We start from the raw sequence: 17,088 nt of genomic DNA on the forward strand, positions 1-17,088 counted from the left end.
TTGCAGCGTCCCCCTCAACCGGACCCACCCCGCCAACCCACGGATAGCCAGCTTCTGCTGTTGACGTTGACGTTGCTTCGGCGGGTGCAGGGCTGCAAGCCCTGCAAACCAAAACCCCTCAGTGAGCAGCAGGCCGAGATGGCGGCAGCCACGCCGCCACGATGCCGAGTAGCGGCAGGAACGCGGTCAGCTGGTAGACGTACTCAATGCTGGTCTTGTCAGCCAGCAGGCCGAGCACGGCAGCACCCAGTCCGCCCATGCCAAACGCGAAGCCGAAGAACAGGCCGGACACCATGCCGATGCGGTGCGGCATCATCTCCTGCGCATAGACCACGATCGCCGAGAACGCCGACGACAGCACGAAGCCGATCAGCACCGCCAGCACCGTGGTCCAGAACAGATCCGCATGCGGCAGCATCAACGCGAACGGGGCCACGCCGAAGATCGAGGTCCAGATGATCGGCTTGCGGCCGATGCGATCACCCAGCGGGCCGCCGAGGAAGCCACCGGCGGCGGATGCCACCAGGAACGCGAACAGGTGCAGCTGCGCCTGTGCCACCGGAATGCCGAAATGGTGGATCAGGTAAAAGGTGAAGTAGCTGCCGATGCTGGCCATGTAGAAGTACTTGCTGAAGATCAGCACCAGCAGGATCGCCAGCACCTTGGCCACGGTGCGCGACGGATGCCGCGGCGCCGTCGAGGCGGTGCTGGCCGGGCGCGGGATGCCCAGGTGCAGCGCGTACCAGCGGCCGACATAGGTCAGCAGCGCGATGCCGATCAGGGCGGCGCCGGCAAACCACGATGCGGCATGCTGGCCATACGGCACGATCACCGCCGCTGCAATCAGCGGGCCCAGCGCGGTACCGAAGTTGCCACCGACCTGGAACACCGACTGCGCGAAACCATGGCGACCGCCCGAGGCCAGCCGCGCGATGCGCGAGGCTTCCGGATGGAAGATGGCCGAACCAATGCCGACCATCGCCGCCGCCATCAGCACCACCGCGTAGTTCGGTGCGAAGCCCAGCAGCAGCATGCCGCACAGGGTCGAGGCCATGCCGATCGGCAGCGAGTACGGCGCCGGGCGGCGGTCGGTAGCCATGCCGATCAACGGCTGGAAGATCGAGGCGGTGAGCTGGTAGGTCAGCGTGATCAGGCCGATCTGGGTGAAGCTGAGGTTGAAGCCGCCCTTGATCACTGGATAGATGGCCAGGATCAGCGACTGCATCATGTCGTTGACGACATGCGAGGTGGAGATGGCGGCCAGCACGCCGGGGGCCACCGGGCGTGAGGTGGTTGCGGGAGAAGCCAGGGTCGACATGGATACAGTCAGGTTGGGGGCGAGCCACGCATGCTACGGTGACCTCCCCCTCCCTTCTGCCGCGTTCGGGTCATGGCATATCGCAAAAAGGACACCCCCTGCCCGGTCCGCGAGACTGCGCCGTGGAACGAGGTTCCGGTGCACCGCCCAGTGACCTGCCGCGCCCGCCACTACAAGCCCGGCACCCACATCGCGCCCCACCGGCACCGCCGTCACCAGCTGGTGTTCGCCATGTCCGGACTGATGGTGGTGCGTGCGGACGGCGGCCGCTGGGTGGTGCCCTCGACCCGCGCGATCTGGGTCCCGGCCGGCATGGCCCATGCGGTGGACTGCATCGCCGAAGTACACATGCGCAGCCTGTACGTGGAGCCGGACTTCGCGCCGCAGCTGCCGGACGAGGCGTTCGCAGTACAGGTAGCACCGCTGCTGCGCGAGCTGCTGCTGGCCGCCAGCCTGATCGAGACCGCGCATGTGGACGACAGCCGCGACGGCCGCCTGGTGCGCCTGCTGCTGGACGAGCTGCACCGCATGGACGTGCTGCCGCTGCACCTGCCCTCGCCCACCGACCCGCGCCTGCAGCGGATCTGCCAGCACATCCAGAAGCATCCCGGCGACGACGCCACGTTGCAGGATTGGGCGCAGGCGCTGCAGGTGGACGTGAAAACCATCCAGCGCCATTTCGCCAGCGAACTGGGCATGACCTTCGGGCAGTGGCGACAACAGGCGCGGCTGCTGGCCGCACTGGAACGGCTGGCGGTCGGTGACAAGGTCATCGATGTCGCGCTGGCGATGGGTTACGACAGCCCGAGCGCGTTCACCAGCATGTTCAAGCGGCAGCTGGGGCAGACACCCGCGGCGTTTTTTCGCTGACCGCATACGAAAACGCCGGGCATGGCCCGGCGTCATCGTTGCACACCCACCTGAAGATTCAGGACGTCATGCGGTCCCAGAAGCCCTTCACGCCATCGATGAAGGTGGCCGACTTCGGCGAATGCTTGCGCGCTTCCTCACCGACGAAGGTGGCTTCGAACTGCTCCAGCAGCTTGCGCTGCTCGTTGGTGAGGTTGACCGGGGTCTCCACCACCACACGGCAGTACAGGTCGCCCTCGCTGCGGCTGCGCACCGAACGTACGCCCTTGCCACGCAGGCGGAACAGCTTGCCGGTCTGGGTCTCGGCCGGGATGCGGATCTCCGCCTCGCCGCCCAGCGTGGCCACGCGCACGGTGTCGCCCAGTGCGGCCTGCGAGATGCGGATCGGCACTTCGCAGTGCAGGTCGTCGCCATCGCGCTGGAAGATCGCATGCTCGCGCACGCGCACTTCCACGTACAGATCACCCGGCGGCGTACCGGCCGGACCGGCTTCGCCCTCGCCCTGCAGGCGGATGCGGTCGCCGGTGTCGACGCCGGCCGGCACCTTCACCGACAGCACCTTGTCTTCCTCGACACGGCCGTTGCCATGGCAGGTCTTGCAGGGCTTGGCGATGATCTGGCCACGGCCGCCGCAGTTGTGGCAGGCCTGCTGCATGGCGAAGATGCCGCGCTGGATGCGCACCTGGCCACGGCCATGGCAGACGTTGCAGGTCTCGACCTTGCCGTCTTCGGAGCCACTGCCATCGCAGTCGCCGCACTCGGCCAGGGTCGGAATCTCGATGCGGCGCTCGACGCCGCGCACGGCTTCTTCCAGGTCCAGCTCCATCACGTAGCCGATGTCGGCGCCGCGACGGGCCTGGCGCGGACCACCGCCGCCACCAAAGATGTTGCCGAAGATATCGCCGAAGATATCGTTCATGTCCGGGCCGCCCGGACCACCGCCGCCCATGCCGTGCTCGAACGCGGCGTGGCCGTGGCTGTCATACATGCGGCGCTTGTTGCCGTCGGACAGTACTTCGTAGGCTTCCTTGCACTCCTTGAAGGAGGCTTCGGCCGCCGTATCGCCCGGGTTGCGGTCCGGGTGGAACTTCATCGCGCAGCGGCGGTAAGCCTTCTTCAGCTCGTCGTCGGTGGCGGTGCGGGCAACGCCCAGCACTTCGTAGTAATCGCGCTTGCTCATATCGTGAATCGGGTTCCGGAAAGTCGGGATTCGTCAAAGCGGAAGAGCGGAACCAGGTCCGCTCTTGCGTCGGGCGCCCCGACACGCCGGTGGGCGGTCAGGACCCTGATGCGACAACGGGACGCTGATGGCCAGCGTCCCGTGTCGGTCCGGATCAGGACTTCTTGTCGTCCTTGACTTCGGTGAACTCGGCGTCGACCACGTCATCCTGCGCCTTGCCTGCGTTGCCGGCGTCGGCACCCGGGGCAGCACCGCCCTGGTCGGCCGAAGCGGCAGCGAACAGCGACTGGCCAGCTTCTTCCAGCGCCTTCGACTTGGCTTCGATCTGTGCCTTGTCGTCACCCTTCATCGCGGTTTCCAGATCGGCCAGGGCCGCCTCGACCTTGCCGATCACTTCGCCACCGACCTTGCTGCCGTGCTCGGTGATCGCGCTGCGGGTGCCGTGGATCAGGGCGTCGGCCTGGTTGCGGGCCTGCACCAGCTCCTGGAACTTCTTGTCTTCTTCGCGGTTGGCTTCCGCGTCGGCGACCATGCGTGCGATCTCTTCCTCGGACAGACCCGAACCGGCCTTGATCTCGACCTTCTGTTCCTTGTTGGTCTTCTTGTCCTTGGCCGACACGTGCAGGATGCCGTTGGCGTCGATGTCGAAGGACACTTCCACCTGCGGCAGGCCACGCGGCGCCGGCTCGATGCCGGACAGGTCGAACTTGGCCAGCGACTTGTTGAAGCGGGCCTGTTCGCGCTCACCCTGCAGCACGTGCACGGTCACGGCCGACTGGTTGTCCTCGGCGGTGGAGAACACCTGCGAGGCCTTGGTCGGGATGGTGGTGTTCTTCTCGATGATCTTGGTGAACACGCCACCCATGGTTTCGATGCCCAGCGACAGCGGGGTCACGTCCAGCAGCAGCACGTCCTTGACGTCGCCACCCAGCACGCCGCCCTGGATCGCCGCACCCAGTGCCACGGCCTCGTCGGGGTTGACGTCCTTGCGCGGTTCCTTGCCGAAGAACTCGGTCACCGCCTGCTGCACCTTCGGCATGCGGGTCTGGCCGCCGACCAGGATCACTTCGCTGATGTCGCTCGAACGCAGGCCGGCATCGTTCAGGGCGACACGGCACGGCTCGATCGACTTCTTGATCAGGTCGTCCACCAGCGCTTCCAGCTTGGCGCGGGTCAGCTTGATGTTCAGGTGCTTCGGACCCGACGCGTCAGCGGTGACGTACGGCAGGTTCACTTCGGTCTGCTGGGCGCTGGACAGCTCGATCTTGGCGCGCTCGGCAGCGTCCTTCAGGCGCTGCAGGGCCAGCGGATCCTTGCGCAGGTCGATGCCCTGGTCCTTGTTGAACTCTTCAACCAGGTACTCGATGACGCGGTTGTCGAAGTCTTCGCCGCCCAGGAAGGTGTCGCCGTTGGTGGCCAGCACTTCGAACTGCTTTTCGCCGTCGACGTTGGCGATCTCGATCACCGAGACGTCGAAGGTGCCGCCGCCCAGGTCGTACACCACGATCTTGCGATCCTTGTTGTCGCCCTTGTCCAGGCCATAGGCCAGCGCGGCCGCGGTCGGCTCGTTGATGATGCGCTTGACGTCCAGGCCGGCGATGCGGCCGGCGTCCTTGGTCGCCTGGCGCTGGCTGTCGTTGAAGTAGGCCGGCACGGTGATGACCGCTTCAGTGACCTTCTCACCGAGGAAGTCCTCGGCGGTCTTCTTCATCTTTTCCAGCACCTTGGCCGAGATTTCCTGCGGCGCCATCTTCTTGCCGTCGCTGGTGGCCACCCAGGCATCGCCATTGTCATGGGCGAGGATGCTGTAGGGGACGTGCGCGATGTCCTTCTGCACTTCGGCGTCGGTGAACTTGCGGCCGATCAGGCGCTTCACCGCGTAGAAGGTGTTCTTCGGGTTGGTCACGGCCTGGCGCTTGGCCGAGGCGCCGACCAGGACTTCGCCGTCCTTGGTGTAGGCGACGATCGACGGGGTGGTGCGATCGCCTTCCGAATTCTCGATGACGCGGGCCTTGCCGCCGTCCATGATCGCCACGCACGAGTTGGTGGTGCCGAGGTCGATACCAATGATCTTGCCCATGGGGGAGACTCCTGAGGATGCTTGTTGGGGTCAGTCCGGCCGTTCGGCCGGTGGATGAATACGATGTGGGGGAGGCTCGTGGAACATTCAAGCCATCTCCCGAACGCTGTGTTCAGCGCCTGGAAAACCTTGCCAGGCATGGCCTGGCTCGACCGGGGCCGGGCATCACCCGGCCCAGTCAATCAATCGGCGGCCACCACCACCAGCGCCGGCCGCAGCAGGCGCTCGTTCAGCAGGTAGCCCTTCTGGAACACGGTCACCACGCTGCCGGGGGCCGCGCCCGGGGCCGGCACCTGGCTGATGGCCTGGTGGTGTTCCGGGTTGAACGGCTGGCCGGTCGGGTCCAGCAGGACCAGACCGTTGTCGGCGGCAACCTTCAGCAGCTGCTTGTAGGTCAGCTCCAGGCCTTCGCGCAGCGGGTGCGGGTCGTCGCCGGCGGCCTTCAGGCCGGCATCCAGGCTGTCGAACACCGGCAGCAGCTCGCCGAGCAGCTTCTCGTTGGCGAACTTGCGGGCCTGCTCGATGTCACGGGCCACGCGCTTGCGCTGGTTCTCCAGGTCGGCGCGCTCACGCAGCGCATCGGCCTTGATCTGCTCGACTTCGGCGCGCAGGCGCTCCACTTCGTCGTTGACGCCGGCGGCGGCAGCCGCATCAGCGGCACTCTGCTGGGATTCGATATCTGGCTGTTCGTGGTTCATGTCTGGGTCCCTGGCGGTCACTCTCCGCCTCCACCCACCCTAGTGTGGGCGGGATGCTGCGTTTCAAGCGTCGGATGTTCCGGGAGTGCGCCCGGCGGGTGAAAAGGCCGCGCCGAGCACATCGGCGGTGGCCTGCACCAGCGGGATCATGCGGTCGTAGGCCATCCGCTTGGGGCCGATCACGCCCAGCACGCCCAGCACCTGGCCGTTGGCGGTGTACGGGGCGGTGACCAGCGAGACGCCCTGCAGCGGCATCATCCCCGTCTCCTCGCCGATGAAGATGCGCACGCCCGGCGCCTGGATGGTCCGCTCCAGCAGCTGCAGGATCTCGCGCTTGCTGGAGAACAGCTCGAACAGTTCACGCAGGCGCTCCAGGTCGGACAGGTCCTGCACCCCCATCAGGCGGGTCTGGCCGGCCACCAGCATGTCGTCGGCCGCTGGCTGCAGGGCCTGCTCGGCCAGCTCGATGCTGTGCGCCAGCAGCTGTTCCAGCTCGGAGCGGGCGTCGCGCAACTCCAGCAGCAGGCGGGTGCGGATCTCGGCCATCGGCAGGCCGGCGAAATGGGCGTTGAGGTAGTTGGCGACCTGCTCCAGCTGGCCTGGCGCGAACTCCTGCCGGGTCTCGATGACCCGGTTCTGCACCTCGTTGTCGGCGAACACCAGGATCGCCAGTACGCGGCGCCCGTCCAGCGCCACGAAATCGATCTGGCGGAAGGCGAACTGCTCGCGCCGCGGCGCGCTGACCACGCCGACGAAGTGGCTCATGGCCGACAGCAGCTCCGAGGCGCTGCCGAGCAGGGCCTGGGTGCTGCCGCCGCCAGCCAGTTCCTGACGCAACCGGGCCAGCTCGCCCTCGCCCGGCGGCTGCATCTGCAGCAGGCTGTCGACGAACACCCGGTAGCCGTGTGCGGTCGGGACGCGCCCGGCCGAGGTGTGCGGCGAGGCCAGCAGCCCCAGGTCCTCCAGGTCGCCGAGGATGTTCCGGATGGTGGCCGGGCTGACCTCCAGGCCGGCCACGCGCGCCAACGTCTGCGAGCCGACCGGCTCACCGTCCTGGATGTAACGCGCGATCAGCGTGCGCAGCAGATGGCGCGCACGCGGGGCAAGCTGGTCGGGAGAACCGTGCATGGAATCAACCTGTGAGACACGGACACTAGATAATGGCGGCGCATCACCTTGGCAAGTCATTGGACCTCCCTCGCCCACGTGCTAGCGTTGCGCGGCTGCTGATACCCCCTTACCCATGCTCAGACATCTTTCGATCAAGGATTTTGCCGTCGTCCGCGCCACCGAACTGGAGTTCGGGCCAGGCATGACCGTGGTTTCAGGCGAGACCGGCGCCGGCAAGTCGCTGATGGTCGACGCGCTGGGCTTCCTGTCCGGCCTGCGCGCCGACAGCGGCGTGGTCCGCCACGGCGCCGCGCGCGCCGAGCTTTCGGCCGAGTTCACGCTGGACCAGCTGCAGGCCGCGCGCCAGTGGCTGGCCGACAACGAGCTGGACGACGAAGAACAATGCCAGCTGCGCCGCGTGATCCGTGCAGACGGCGGTTCGCGGGCGTGGATCAATGGCCGCCCGGTGACCCTGGCCCAGCTGGGCGACCTGGCCTCGTTGCTGGTGGAGATCCACGGCCAGCACGAACAGCAGGCCCTGCTGGCGCGCCCGTCGCAGCTGGCCCTGCTGGATGCCTATGCCGGCAACGAGAACGAGCGCCGCCAGGTGCGCCGCGCCGCGGCCGCATGGCAGGCACTGGTCGATGAATCGCTGGCGCTGTCGCAACAGGGCGACGTGAGTGACCGGATCGGCTTCCTGGAGCACCAGCTGCGCGAACTGGACCGCGAAGACCTGGAGCCGGAGTCGATCGTGGCGCTCGGTGCCAGCCATCGCCGCCAGGCCCACGCCAGCGCCCTGCTGAGCGCCTGCCAGGCCGCCAGCAACCAGCTCAACGGCGATGACGGCAGCTCCGCGCTGGACCTGCTGCAGCAGGTGCGCCACGAGCTGTCGCGCCTGATCGAGCACGACCCGCGCCTGGGCGAGGTGGACGGTCTGATCGAGAACGCCTCGATCCAGCTTCACGAAGCCCTGTCGCTGCTGGACCGGGTGCACGATGACCTCGATGCCGACCCGGAGCAGTTCGAAGAGAACGAGCGCCGTCTCGGCCGCCTGCACGACCTGGCCCGCAAGCACCGCGTGCCGATGGACGAGCTGGGCGCGCAGCGCGAGCGCATGCACGCCGAAGTGGAGCAGCTGCGCGGCGCCGACGAACGCCTGCAGCGCCTGGCCGGCGAGATCGACAAGGCCGCCGCCGCCTGGCGTGTGCACGCTGAAGTGCTGACCGCCAGCCGTCGCAGCGCTGCTGCCGAACTGTCGGCCACCACCACCGGCATCATCGCCGAGCTCGGCATGGGCGGCGGCCAGTTCCTGATCGAGCTGGAACCGCAGGACGCCGGCAAGCCGGACCCGCAGGGCGCCGAACGCGTGGAGTTCCTGGTCGCCGCCAACGCCGGCCAGCCGCCGCGCGCACTGCGCAAGGTGGCCTCGGGCGGTGAACTGTCACGCATCTCGCTGGCCATTGAAGTGGCCGCGCTGGACCTGGATGCGGTGCCCACCATGGTGTTTGACGAGGTCGACTCCGGCATCGGCGGCGCGGTGGCCGACATCGTCGGCCAGAAGCTGCGCGCGCTCGGTGAGAAGCGCCAGGTGCTGTGCGTGACCCACCTGCCGCAGGTCGCTTCCAAGGGCCACGCCCACTACCGGGTCAGCAAGGCGCCGGTGGAAGGCATGACCCAGAGCGCAGTGGAAAAACTGGACAGCAAGGCCCGCGAGGAAGAGCTGGCGCGCATGCTCGGCGGCGTGGAAGTGAGCAAGGAAGCGCGCGCCGCTGCGCGCAAGCTGCTGCAGGTGTAACGCCGACCGGGCCGAGCATGGGCTCGGCTCTACAGGAACGTCCCGAACGAAACCGACATGTAGAGCCGAGCCCATGCTCGGCTTCTGTCCGCCGGCGCTCTCACCCCAAGGGCCGTGCCAGGTCCACCGTTTCCACCAGGTAATCCAGGAACGCGCGCACCCGCAGCGGCAGGTAGCCGCCCTGTCCCAGGAACACCGCGTGCACCTCTTCCAGGTCACCGGGATTGGCTTCCTCCAGCACCGGCAGCAGGCGTCCGGCAGCGATGTCGGCCTGCACCTGGAACGCTGCCAGCCGTGCCATGCCCAGACCACCCAGCACCAGCTGCCGCAGTGCATCACCATTGCTGGCGCGGGCATTGCCACTGGGCAGCACCATCCGCTCGCGTCCGTCCTGCAGCAATGGCCAGCCCTGCATCGCCCGGGCATGGCCGATGTCCAGCCGATTGTGCGACTGCAGCTCCTCAGCGTCGCGCGGCAGCCCATGCCGCTGCGCGTAGGCCGGCGCGGCCACGATCATCATCCGCGTCGCGCCCAGCCGCCGCGCCACCAGGCTGGAGCTCTTCAGCGGCCCGGCCCGCACCGCCACATCGGTGCGCTGCTCCAGCAGGTCGATCACCTCGTCGTTGAGGGTCAGGTCCACGCCCACCTGCGGGTTGCGCTCCAGGAACGCCGGCAGCAGCGGCAACAGGAAGTGCTGGCCAAACGGCACGTTGGAATTGACCCGCAGCCGTCCGCGCGGCTCGGCATGTGCGCTGGCGCAGCGTTCGGCCTCCTCCAGGTCGGCCAGCACGCGCAGGCCACGTTCATAGAACGCGCAGCCTTCCGGGGTCAGCTGTAGCTGGCGGGTGGAGCGTTGCAGCAGGCGCGTGCCCAGCCGCTGTTCCAGCCGGGCCACCAGCTTGCTCACCGCCGAGGGCGTCATGTCCAGGGTGCGGGCGGCGGCGGAGAAGCCGCCGGTCTCGATCACCCGCACGAACACTTCCAGCTCGCCGGATCGGTTGATGTCTGGTCGCGCCATGGCAATGAATCCAGTTCACAGATGATTATCCATGCGCAGTCTAGTTCACAGATAACCACGGAATCACCATGGTGGTCCCTCCACCCGGGACCGCCCGATGAACCGCCTGAGCCACCTTACCGCCACCACCCTGCTCGCCCTGTCCGGCGTCGCCAGTGCCGCATCCGCCCCGCACTGGGTTGCCAGCTGGCAGGCCAGCCCGCAACCGGTCTGGGGCGTGGATTTTCTGTTCCCGACCCTGGTCCCGGCCACGTTGCATGACCAGACCTTCCGCCAGACCGCGCGCATCAGCCTGGGCGGGCCTCGGCTGCGGGTGCGGCTGAGCAATGCTTACGGCACCCAGCCGCTGCGGATCGGGGCAGCGAGCGTGGCTGCCCGGGCGGGGGACACACCGCAGCCGCTCAGTTTCGACGGCCAGCCCGGGGTGCTGATCTCCCCCGGGCAGGAACGGCTGAGCGATCCGCTGCCACTGGTCACGGATGACCGGCAGGCACTGCAGGTCAGTGTCTTCGTGCCGGGGCCGACGCCGGTGCAGACGTTCCATTGGGAAGGCCGCCAGACCAGTTGGACTGCGCCCGGCGACCAGAGCCGGGCCCAGGCTCTGAGCGCGGCCAGCAGCACCACTGCCCGCCTGTTCCTGGCCGGCATCGAGGTCGAGGCCGCCGCCCGCGCACGTAGCGTGGTGGTGATCGGCGACTCGATCACCGACGGCGCCACCGCCAGCCTCGACCAGGACCAGCGCTGGACCGACCACCTGGCCGCGCGCCTGGCACCGCGGGGCATCGCCGTGGTCAACGCCGGTATATCCGGGGGGCGGCTGCTGCGCGACGGCATGGGTGAGTCGGTTCTGGCCCGCTTGCAGCGCGATGCACTGGATCAGCCCGGCGTGGCCAGTGTGATCGTGCTGATCGGCATCAACGACATCAGCTGGCCTGGCACCGCGTTCGCCCGCAACCAGGCCCGGCCCGCGCTGGCGGAACTACAGGCGGGGTATCGCGCCCTGGCCGAGCAGGCCCGAGGCCGAGGTATCCGGATCGTAGGCGCCACCCTGACACCGTTCGCCGGCGCCCTGCCCGACACGCCGCTGGATGACTACTACCACCCGGACAAGGATGTCCTGCGCCGGCAGCTCAATGCGTGGCTGCGCACGGACAGCCCTTTTGACGCGGTGATCGACCTGGACGCCGCGCTGCGGGACCCGGCCGATCCGTCACAGATGGCGGCCGCCTACGACTCCGGTGACCACCTGCACCCGGGCGATGCGGGTAACCGGGCCATGGCCGAGGCGGTCGATCTTGAGGTGCTCATGGGGCCATCCACGCATGGCGTGGATCTACCGTAAGCAACGAAAAACCCCGGGCAAGCCCGGGGTTTCGTCGCACTACGGCTGGCCGGAACGGCTTACTTGCGCTTTTTGCGCACGTACAGCACCAGCGAGTGCTCTTCCAGCTCGTAGCCGTGGTCGGCAGCGATCTTGCGCTGCAGCTCCTCGATCTCGTGGCTCTCGAACTCGATGATCTTGCCGCTGTCCACGTCGACCATGTGGTCATGGTGGCCGCCACGGTCCAGCTCGTAGACGGCCTGGCCGCCTTCGAAATTGTGCTTGAGCACGAGACCGGCGGCCTCGAACTGGGTCAACACCCGGTAGACCGTCGCCAGGCCGATCTCGTCGCCATGCTCAAGCAGCTGGCGGTAGATATCTTCGGCGGTCATGTGGTGCTGGGCATTGCGCTGTTCAAGCAGCGCCAGGATCCGCATCCGTGGATGGGTCACCTTCAGGCCGACTTTTCGCAGGTCGTGGGTTTCCATAGGTCTCCGTTCATTGGCGATTTAGCGCCAGCTGCCTCGGATTGGGTCGCGGTGGCACGCCGGGAGTGTATCATCGGTTTGATTTCCCCAACCGCCAGTCCCGATGCGCAATCTCCTGTTGGTCGCCGCCGTCGCCCTGTCCACCACCGGGTGCGGCATCATCTACAAGCAACCCATCTATCAGGGCAACCTGATCCGGGAAGATGCCGTGGCCAAGCTGCAGGTCGGGCAGAGCAAGCAGCAGGTCACTGCGCTGCTGGGCACCCCGTCCATTCCGGACCCGTTCCACGCCCAGCGCTGGGACTACACCTCCAGCCAGCGCGTGAACCGCCTGGGCCGCACCGAGGTGAAGAACTTCACCGTGTTCTTCGACAATGACAACGTGACCCGCTGGGAAGGCGATTACTTCCCGGGTAACGACAAGGCCCTGGCCCAGCAGACCGTGCGCCAGTTCGGCCGCAATCTGCCGAAGGACAAGAAGAAGAAGGGTCGCTGACGCCCCCTGCCCGTCCGCACGGACGGGCGGCAGGAATCAACCGCCGAGCGCGCGACGCCGGCGGTTGTCCTTGGGGTCGGCCTGCAACGGGCGTAGCAGCTCGATGCGGTCGCCATCCAGCAGTACCTGCTGCGGGCGCGCCAGTACCCCATGCACGGCCGCCGCCGGGCAGCCTGCACTGCCTTCCAGCGCAGCAGCGGCAATGGCCTCGGCCACGGTCGCGCCCTCGTCCAGCTGCAACCGGCGCGAGAGCACCCGCTGCGGCCAGGCCAGCACCACCTCGACCTCGATCATTGCTCAGGCCTCGTCGGCAACGCGGATGAAGTCGTTGACCATGCGGTCGGCCAGGCTCTGGAAGCCCAACGCCAGCGCCGGCCCCAGCAGGCGCGAACTGGGCTCGAAGTCCAGGGTCAGGGTGACTTTGCAGGCATCTTCGGCCAGCGCATGGAACTCCCAGCGGCCATGCAGCTGCTTGAACGGACCATCGCGCAGCTGCATGTCGATGCTGTGCGGGCGCTGCAGGGTGTTTTCAGTCTGGAACCAGGTGCTGAACGAGCCCAGGCCCAGATCCAGGCGCGCTACCAGTCGGTCCTCGCCCTGCTCCAGGATCTGGGCAGCCGAACACCAGCGGAAACGGCGCGGATAGGCCTGGACATCATTGACCAGGTCGAACATGCGCGCGGCCGAATGTTCGACCAGGGCGCTGCGGCGGATAGTAGGCATGAATACAGAACGTTTCGGCAATCGACCGGGCGGGCCCGAATCGGAGACAATACGGAAATGAGCAAGAACAGCGGCAAGGATAAAGCAAAGAGCGCGACGGCCAACAAAACCATCGCGTTGAACAAGCGTGCCCGCCACGAGTACCACATCGAAGATCGCTTCGAAGCCGGCCTGGCCCTGCAGGGCTGGGAGGTGAAATCGATCCGTGCTGGCCGCGGCAACATCGTCGACGCCTACGCCTACGTGAAGGATGGTGAGATCTTCCTGATCGGCGCGCAGATCACGCCGTTGATCCAGGCCTCGACCCATGTCGTGGCCAACGACCGGCGCGATCGCAAGCTGCTGCTGCACCGGAGCGAGATCGACAAGCTGGTTGGCAAGGTCGAGCGCGATGGCTACACGATCGTGCCCACCGCGATGTACTGGAGCAAGAACAAGATCAAGCTCGAAGTCGCGCTGGCCAAGGGCAAGCAGACCCACGACAAGCGCGATGCCGCCAAGGACCGCGACTGGGCGATCGAGAAGCAGCGTGTCATGCGTCGCGGCAACCGCGACGCGTAAGGCGGTTGCGCATCACCCTGTAGAGTCGAGCCATGCTCGACTGCTTTGGCTGTCTGTAAAGCCGAGCCACGCTCGGCTTCGGCAAGAAGAGCAGCCGAGCGCAGGCTCGGCTCTACAAGACGCTGGTCACCCCGCCAGCATGCCCTGCCTGCGCATCCGCGGCGCCAGTGCCGCGTGCATCACCGCCAGATGCATCACCACTGCCAGCTCCGGCGCGTAACGATCATCGCCCGAGCGCCACTGCTGGGCCAGCTGTGCGGCATCAGCCGGCAGCAGCGCCAGCAGCTGCGCATCGTCCAGCGCGTCGGCCGCACCCTGCAGCCGGCGGGCCATCTGTCGCGACTGCCACACGTGCACACCAATGCTCAGGCTGGCCAGCGACATCAGCACCACGGCCAGTCCGTGCTCGAACCACTGCGACAGCACTTCCGGCCCCCACAACAAGGCCGCCAGCACCGCCAGGCCCGGCAGGCGCCACCCCAGCCAATGGATGCGACCACGCTGCGACCAGTGCACCACCACCGCGCTGGCGACCAGTGCCGCAGCGGCCGTGGCCGGCAACTCGGTCACCCAGGTGGCCGCCAGCAGCACCGCCAGCACCGCCCATACCCAGCCCGGCGGCAACGCGCGTCGCTGGTAATCGGCACCGACCGGTCCGATCAGCTGCCGCAGGCTGCGTTGTTGGCTTGCATCGGTCACCCACCGTCTCCGTGTCTGTCCTGGCCTGGATGGTCGTCGCCAGTGTGTCGCAAATTCGTGCCCACGAAGTTAGCAATCCGCTATGACAGACGCTCTACAACAAGTTGCGGATTGACAGGACGCGCGACTCGCCCGCAGCACTCACCCCGCCGACAGATCCTTGCTGAGGAACACCCTGCATGTGCCGACCGAATCGCATGGCACCCGGCCGAACACGACCCATCCATGCTTCACATAGAAGTCGGGCGCCTGGAAGCTGAGGGTGTACAGCACGCCGGAACGGCAACCACGACGCCGTGCTTCATCCTCTGCGGCCTTCAGCACGCGCGATCCCAGCCCGTTGCCGCGATAGGCCGCTGGCAGATGGAACAGATCCACGAACCACAGGCCCAGTGAAGTTCGCCCGGTAAGCCCCCCCACCACCTCGCCACTGGCCGGATCGGTGACCAGCACCGCGAGTGTGCGCCGATCGGCGTAACCCGCTGCGTTCAGATTGAACTGGTCCAGGCCACTGCCAATTAGGTCCAGCGCCTCGTCGCTGGGATCATCGGTTACGGCGACTTCAAGCGACATGGCGTCCTTCCATTGGCTGCAGATCGAGAGTCTGGATGCTATCAACCCCAATATTTTGCTGCTGGGGTCAGGCAGAACGGCCACGGCCAACCGTCCCGCCCCCCATCAACCGAAGGGTGTCTATACTCTGGGCTGGCTCGCCTCTTCATAGGAAGTTCGCATGACTGCGACGGCCTCCAATCCTGACGATTCGATTGACCCCACCTACTCCGGCTCTAGCACTGAGCACAGTGCAAAACTGCCGGGTGACCGCGCTTCGATTACCCGGACCGCAGACGGCGCTGTAAAGGTTGCCGGACGTAGTATCGAGAAGACTCAGGCAGAGGTGGCTCTTGCAGGCGCCACGTTGAAGAAGGTGACAGAGGTAACGGGTACGGCAGGCGAGAACCGTATCGAGCGCGAACGCATCACCCAGTTCAGCCTTGAGGCGTCGGTTGCAGTTGGAGCACGCGCCGAAGTCAAAGGCAAAGAGCGTCTGGCTGGTATCGAGCTTGAAGCCGGATCGCAGGTGGGTGCCCGTGTGCGCTATCGCGTCTCCCTGCCTGACACCACCGCATCTGAAACCGGAAAATCCACTCCTGCAACGGCTGAGCAAGCTGCCAGAGTGAACCCCTTCAACCCGACCACGCTGCCGATTGGTGGCCGGGTGTTGCTGGATAGCCAGCAATTCCAGCAGAGTGAGTTGAAAGTTGCGTTCCGCCACATCGCAACGGTGAACCAGCTCACTGAAGCGGAGGGGGTCGGTGTCGCGATCAGCCGTTTGGACGAACACCATGTCCGGGTCGTTACGGGGCCCAACAAGGCGATCGAATCCCTGCAGGGCGTGGGCGTCGATCTAGGCATTGCGCGCGTGATGGCCGGTCGCCAGGATGCGCTTGGACAGTCCAAACTGCAGACCGCCGACTTTGACCTGCGCGACCCGGATGCGCGTGCGGCCTACATCCGAATGCTCGCAACAGGCCAGGTGGCCGATCAGACGCCGGGCGTGAGCAACGTGGCTCAGCTGGAGCGGTTGGACTACAGCTCCCAGCAGCGGCTGCAAGTGGGACTGGTCAATGACCTGGTGAGTGCCGATATCGCGGGGCGCCGCAATACTGGCACGGCGATCCAGAGCACGGCTCCCGACGGCAAGGTCACAGTCACCCAGCAATTGAGCTATGACGACAACGTGAAGCTGACGATTGTGCGCGCCTTCACCCGTGACGGAGAAACGCTCCGCGAGGACGTGGATGCGCGCAGGTATCAATTCCTTGTCGACACGGATGTGCCGACCCCCGGCTTTATGGACAAGGTGGTTGGTGGCCGAAACGAAGCCGTTGAGGAGCGCAACATCGCCACCGGGTTGAACCTGGCTTTAACTGGATCGACCGAGGGCCCGGGACAGATCCGTCCCGGTGAAAAAGTCTCGGTCAGCTTCAGCGAAGCGCAGATGCAGGAATTCATGCAGCGAACCCAGAAGATGGTCGAGCGCCCCCTCGGACATCTCGATCCATTGGCAGGTATCGCTCGCGCTGGCTATGGCGACCAGCCGCAGCGCGATGGTCTTGAGTTCGCAATCGGGATAGCCCGTAGCCTGCAGGGTAATGCCGATCAGTTCGGCAAGCATCTACAGCGTGTGGCGCAGGACGGTGACCCGCGTGGGCCTGTCCACCCGATCAATGCGCGACTCACGCGCTCAGACGGCACGCTGCTCAATGCGCCGGTTCAATCGCAGCAGCAGGCTCCGGCCCCCCTTTCACCGGCTGGCCGCACCGCCACCCTCGATCCGCGCCATTCGGACCACGAGGCAAATGCCATCTACAAGCAGAATTTCCAAGCGGCAGAAAGACTGGCAAGCACCCAGGGCGGATTGCCGGATCAGGCAGTTGAGCGTTTGGCGATGGCCGGAACCATCGCAGCCCAGCGGGCTGGGTTGAGTCAGGTGGATCACCTTGTGGTCGGAAATCGTGGCCAAGCTTTTGTCGTGCAGGGGGCACTCGACTCCCCGGCGCATCTACGGGCGGGTTTCGACTATCAGACGGCGTTGAATACACCGATCGAGGACAGTTTCTCCAGATTGGAGGTGGCCTCTGAATCGCGTGCACAGAGCGATCTGCGTACTCAAGAGCACGAGCATGAGACGCGACTGATGGCGGCGCGAGGACTATGACCTGTCTCC

17 protein-coding genes are annotated in these 17,088 nt (G+C 66.4%); 6 read left to right on the forward strand and 11 right to left on the reverse strand.

Annotation, left to right across the window (positions count from 1 at the left end):
* Positions 1-118: 118 nt before the first annotated feature.
* Complete coding sequence (locus G5A07_RS14570) at positions 119-1,318, reverse strand: MFS transporter (RefSeq protein WP_043399330.1); 1,200 nt, start codon at positions 1,316-1,318, stop codon at positions 119-121.
* Between the two features lie 72 nt (positions 1,319-1,390).
* Between G5A07_RS14570 and G5A07_RS14575 the strand changes: the two genes are divergently transcribed.
* Positions 1,391-2,188 carry a helix-turn-helix transcriptional regulator gene (locus G5A07_RS14575; RefSeq protein WP_043399327.1) on the forward strand — a complete coding sequence of 266 codons (798 nt, stop codon included), beginning with the start codon at positions 1,391-1,393 and terminating at the stop codon, positions 2,186-2,188.
* A gap of 58 nt (positions 2,189-2,246) precedes the next feature.
* Here G5A07_RS14575 and dnaJ read toward each other — a convergent pair whose 3' ends face one another.
* From dnaJ to hrcA, 4 genes are all read right to left on the reverse strand, one after another.
* Positions 2,247-3,368, reverse strand: coding sequence for a molecular chaperone DnaJ (gene dnaJ / locus G5A07_RS14580; RefSeq protein ID WP_010484471.1), 1,122 nt, complete (start codon positions 3,366-3,368; stop codon positions 2,247-2,249).
* A 154-nt stretch (positions 3,369-3,522) separates the two neighbouring features.
* Positions 3,523-5,448 (reverse strand): molecular chaperone DnaK, encoded by a 1,926-nt coding sequence (dnaK, locus tag G5A07_RS14585; RefSeq protein WP_010484469.1) that lies wholly within the window; start codon positions 5,446-5,448, stop codon positions 3,523-3,525.
* 182 nt (positions 5,449-5,630) lie between these two features.
* Entirely contained in the window at positions 5,631-6,146 is a 516-nt protein-coding gene (gene grpE / locus G5A07_RS14590) for a nucleotide exchange factor GrpE (RefSeq protein ID WP_010484465.1), read from the reverse strand.
* Positions 6,147-6,209: 63 nt separating this feature from the next.
* The gene (hrcA, locus tag G5A07_RS14595) at positions 6,210-7,274 is read right to left on the reverse strand and encodes a heat-inducible transcriptional repressor HrcA (RefSeq protein ID WP_010484463.1); all 1,065 of its coding nucleotides are present in this window, start codon (positions 7,272-7,274) and stop codon (positions 6,210-6,212) included.
* A gap of 115 nt (positions 7,275-7,389) precedes the next feature.
* Between hrcA and recN the strand changes: the two genes are divergently transcribed.
* Positions 7,390-9,051 carry a DNA repair protein RecN gene (gene recN, locus G5A07_RS14600; RefSeq protein ID WP_049411558.1) on the forward strand — a complete coding sequence of 554 codons (1,662 nt, stop codon included), beginning with the start codon at positions 7,390-7,392 and terminating at the stop codon, positions 9,049-9,051.
* Between the two features lie 100 nt (positions 9,052-9,151).
* Here recN and G5A07_RS14605 read toward each other — a convergent pair whose 3' ends face one another.
* Positions 9,152-10,069, reverse strand: coding sequence for a LysR family transcriptional regulator (locus G5A07_RS14605; RefSeq protein ID WP_010484459.1), 918 nt, complete (start codon positions 10,067-10,069; stop codon positions 9,152-9,154).
* Positions 10,070-10,166: 97 nt separating this feature from the next.
* On the opposite strand from G5A07_RS14605, the gene G5A07_RS14610 reads away from it, so the two are divergent.
* Positions 10,167-11,411 carry an SGNH/GDSL hydrolase family protein gene (locus G5A07_RS14610; RefSeq protein ID WP_191863497.1) on the forward strand — a complete coding sequence of 415 codons (1,245 nt, stop codon included), beginning with the start codon at positions 10,167-10,169 and terminating at the stop codon, positions 11,409-11,411.
* 59 nt (positions 11,412-11,470) lie between these two features.
* Here the strand turns inward: G5A07_RS14610 and fur are convergent, their stop codons facing one another.
* Complete coding sequence (fur, locus tag G5A07_RS14615; RefSeq protein WP_005409235.1) at positions 11,471-11,878, reverse strand: ferric iron uptake transcriptional regulator; 408 nt, start codon at positions 11,876-11,878, stop codon at positions 11,471-11,473.
* A gap of 103 nt (positions 11,879-11,981) precedes the next feature.
* On the opposite strand from fur, the gene bamE reads away from it, so the two are divergent.
* On the forward strand, positions 11,982-12,374 hold the full coding sequence (gene bamE / locus G5A07_RS14620) for an outer membrane protein assembly factor BamE (protein WP_010484453.1): 393 nt from the start codon (positions 11,982-11,984) through the stop codon (positions 12,372-12,374).
* 36 nt (positions 12,375-12,410) lie between these two features.
* Here bamE and G5A07_RS14625 read toward each other — a convergent pair whose 3' ends face one another.
* Both G5A07_RS14625 and G5A07_RS14630 read right to left on the reverse strand, forming a co-directional pair.
* Positions 12,411-12,668, reverse strand: coding sequence for an RnfH family protein (locus G5A07_RS14625; RefSeq protein ID WP_010484451.1), 258 nt, complete (start codon positions 12,666-12,668; stop codon positions 12,411-12,413).
* Between the two features lie 3 nt (positions 12,669-12,671).
* Positions 12,672-13,097, reverse strand: coding sequence for a type II toxin-antitoxin system RatA family toxin (locus tag G5A07_RS14630; protein WP_010484449.1), 426 nt, complete (start codon positions 13,095-13,097; stop codon positions 12,672-12,674).
* A gap of 57 nt (positions 13,098-13,154) precedes the next feature.
* Between G5A07_RS14630 and smpB the strand changes: the two genes are divergently transcribed.
* Complete coding sequence (smpB, locus tag G5A07_RS14635; protein WP_010484447.1) at positions 13,155-13,658, forward strand: SsrA-binding protein SmpB; 504 nt, start codon at positions 13,155-13,157, stop codon at positions 13,656-13,658.
* Between the two features lie 126 nt (positions 13,659-13,784).
* On the opposite strand, the gene G5A07_RS14640 is transcribed toward smpB, so the two are convergent.
* Complete coding sequence (locus G5A07_RS14640; protein WP_191863498.1) at positions 13,785-14,357, reverse strand: hypothetical protein; 573 nt, start codon at positions 14,355-14,357, stop codon at positions 13,785-13,787.
* 141 nt (positions 14,358-14,498) lie between these two features.
* Entirely contained in the window at positions 14,499-14,930 is a 432-nt protein-coding gene (locus G5A07_RS14645; RefSeq protein ID WP_191863499.1) for a GNAT family N-acetyltransferase, read from the reverse strand.
* Between the two features lie 160 nt (positions 14,931-15,090).
* Between G5A07_RS14645 and G5A07_RS14650 the strand changes: the two genes are divergently transcribed.
* Entirely contained in the window at positions 15,091-17,079 is a 1,989-nt protein-coding gene (locus tag G5A07_RS14650) for an XVIPCD domain-containing protein (RefSeq protein WP_191863500.1), read from the forward strand.
* Positions 17,080-17,088 lie beyond the last annotated feature (9 nt).

It is taken from the genome of Stenotrophomonas sp. AS012628 (assembly GCF_010608305.1).
GTDB lineage: Bacteria > Pseudomonadota > Gammaproteobacteria > Xanthomonadales > Xanthomonadaceae > Stenotrophomonas > Stenotrophomonas geniculata.

Excerpts from the sequence above, each read along its gene's own strand:
- G5A07_RS14570 (WP_043399330.1), bottom strand. The coding sequence starts at position 1,318 with ATGTCGACCCTGGCTTCTCCCGCAACCACCTCACGCCCGGTGGCCCCC.
- G5A07_RS14575 (WP_043399327.1), top strand. The coding sequence starts at position 1,391 with ATGGCATATCGCAAAAAGGACACCCCCTGCCCGGTCCGCGAGACTGCG.
- dnaJ (WP_010484471.1), bottom strand. The coding sequence starts at position 3,368 with ATGAGCAAGCGCGATTACTACGAAGTGCTGGGCGTTGCCCGCACCGCC.
- dnaK (WP_010484469.1), bottom strand. The coding sequence starts at position 5,448 with ATGGGCAAGATCATTGGTATCGACCTCGGCACCACCAACTCGTGCGTG.
- grpE (WP_010484465.1), bottom strand. The coding sequence starts at position 6,146 with ATGAACCACGAACAGCCAGATATCGAATCCCAGCAGAGTGCCGCTGAT.
- hrcA (WP_010484463.1), bottom strand. The coding sequence starts at position 7,274 with ATGCACGGTTCTCCCGACCAGCTTGCCCCGCGTGCGCGCCATCTGCTG.
- recN (WP_049411558.1), top strand. The coding sequence starts at position 7,390 with ATGCTCAGACATCTTTCGATCAAGGATTTTGCCGTCGTCCGCGCCACC.
- G5A07_RS14605 (WP_010484459.1), bottom strand. The coding sequence starts at position 10,069 with ATGGCGCGACCAGACATCAACCGATCCGGCGAGCTGGAAGTGTTCGTG.
- G5A07_RS14610 (WP_191863497.1), top strand. The coding sequence starts at position 10,167 with ATGAACCGCCTGAGCCACCTTACCGCCACCACCCTGCTCGCCCTGTCC.
- fur (WP_005409235.1), bottom strand. The coding sequence starts at position 11,878 with ATGGAAACCCACGACCTGCGAAAAGTCGGCCTGAAGGTGACCCATCCA.
- bamE (WP_010484453.1), top strand. The coding sequence starts at position 11,982 with ATGCGCAATCTCCTGTTGGTCGCCGCCGTCGCCCTGTCCACCACCGGG.
- G5A07_RS14625 (WP_010484451.1), bottom strand. The coding sequence starts at position 12,668 with ATGATCGAGGTCGAGGTGGTGCTGGCCTGGCCGCAGCGGGTGCTCTCG.
- G5A07_RS14630 (WP_010484449.1), bottom strand. The coding sequence starts at position 13,097 with ATGCCTACTATCCGCCGCAGCGCCCTGGTCGAACATTCGGCCGCGCGC.
- smpB (WP_010484447.1), top strand. The coding sequence starts at position 13,155 with ATGAGCAAGAACAGCGGCAAGGATAAAGCAAAGAGCGCGACGGCCAAC.
- G5A07_RS14645 (WP_191863499.1), bottom strand. The coding sequence starts at position 14,930 with ATGTCGCTTGAAGTCGCCGTAACCGATGATCCCAGCGACGAGGCGCTG.
- G5A07_RS14650 (WP_191863500.1), top strand. The coding sequence starts at position 15,091 with ATGACTGCGACGGCCTCCAATCCTGACGATTCGATTGACCCCACCTAC.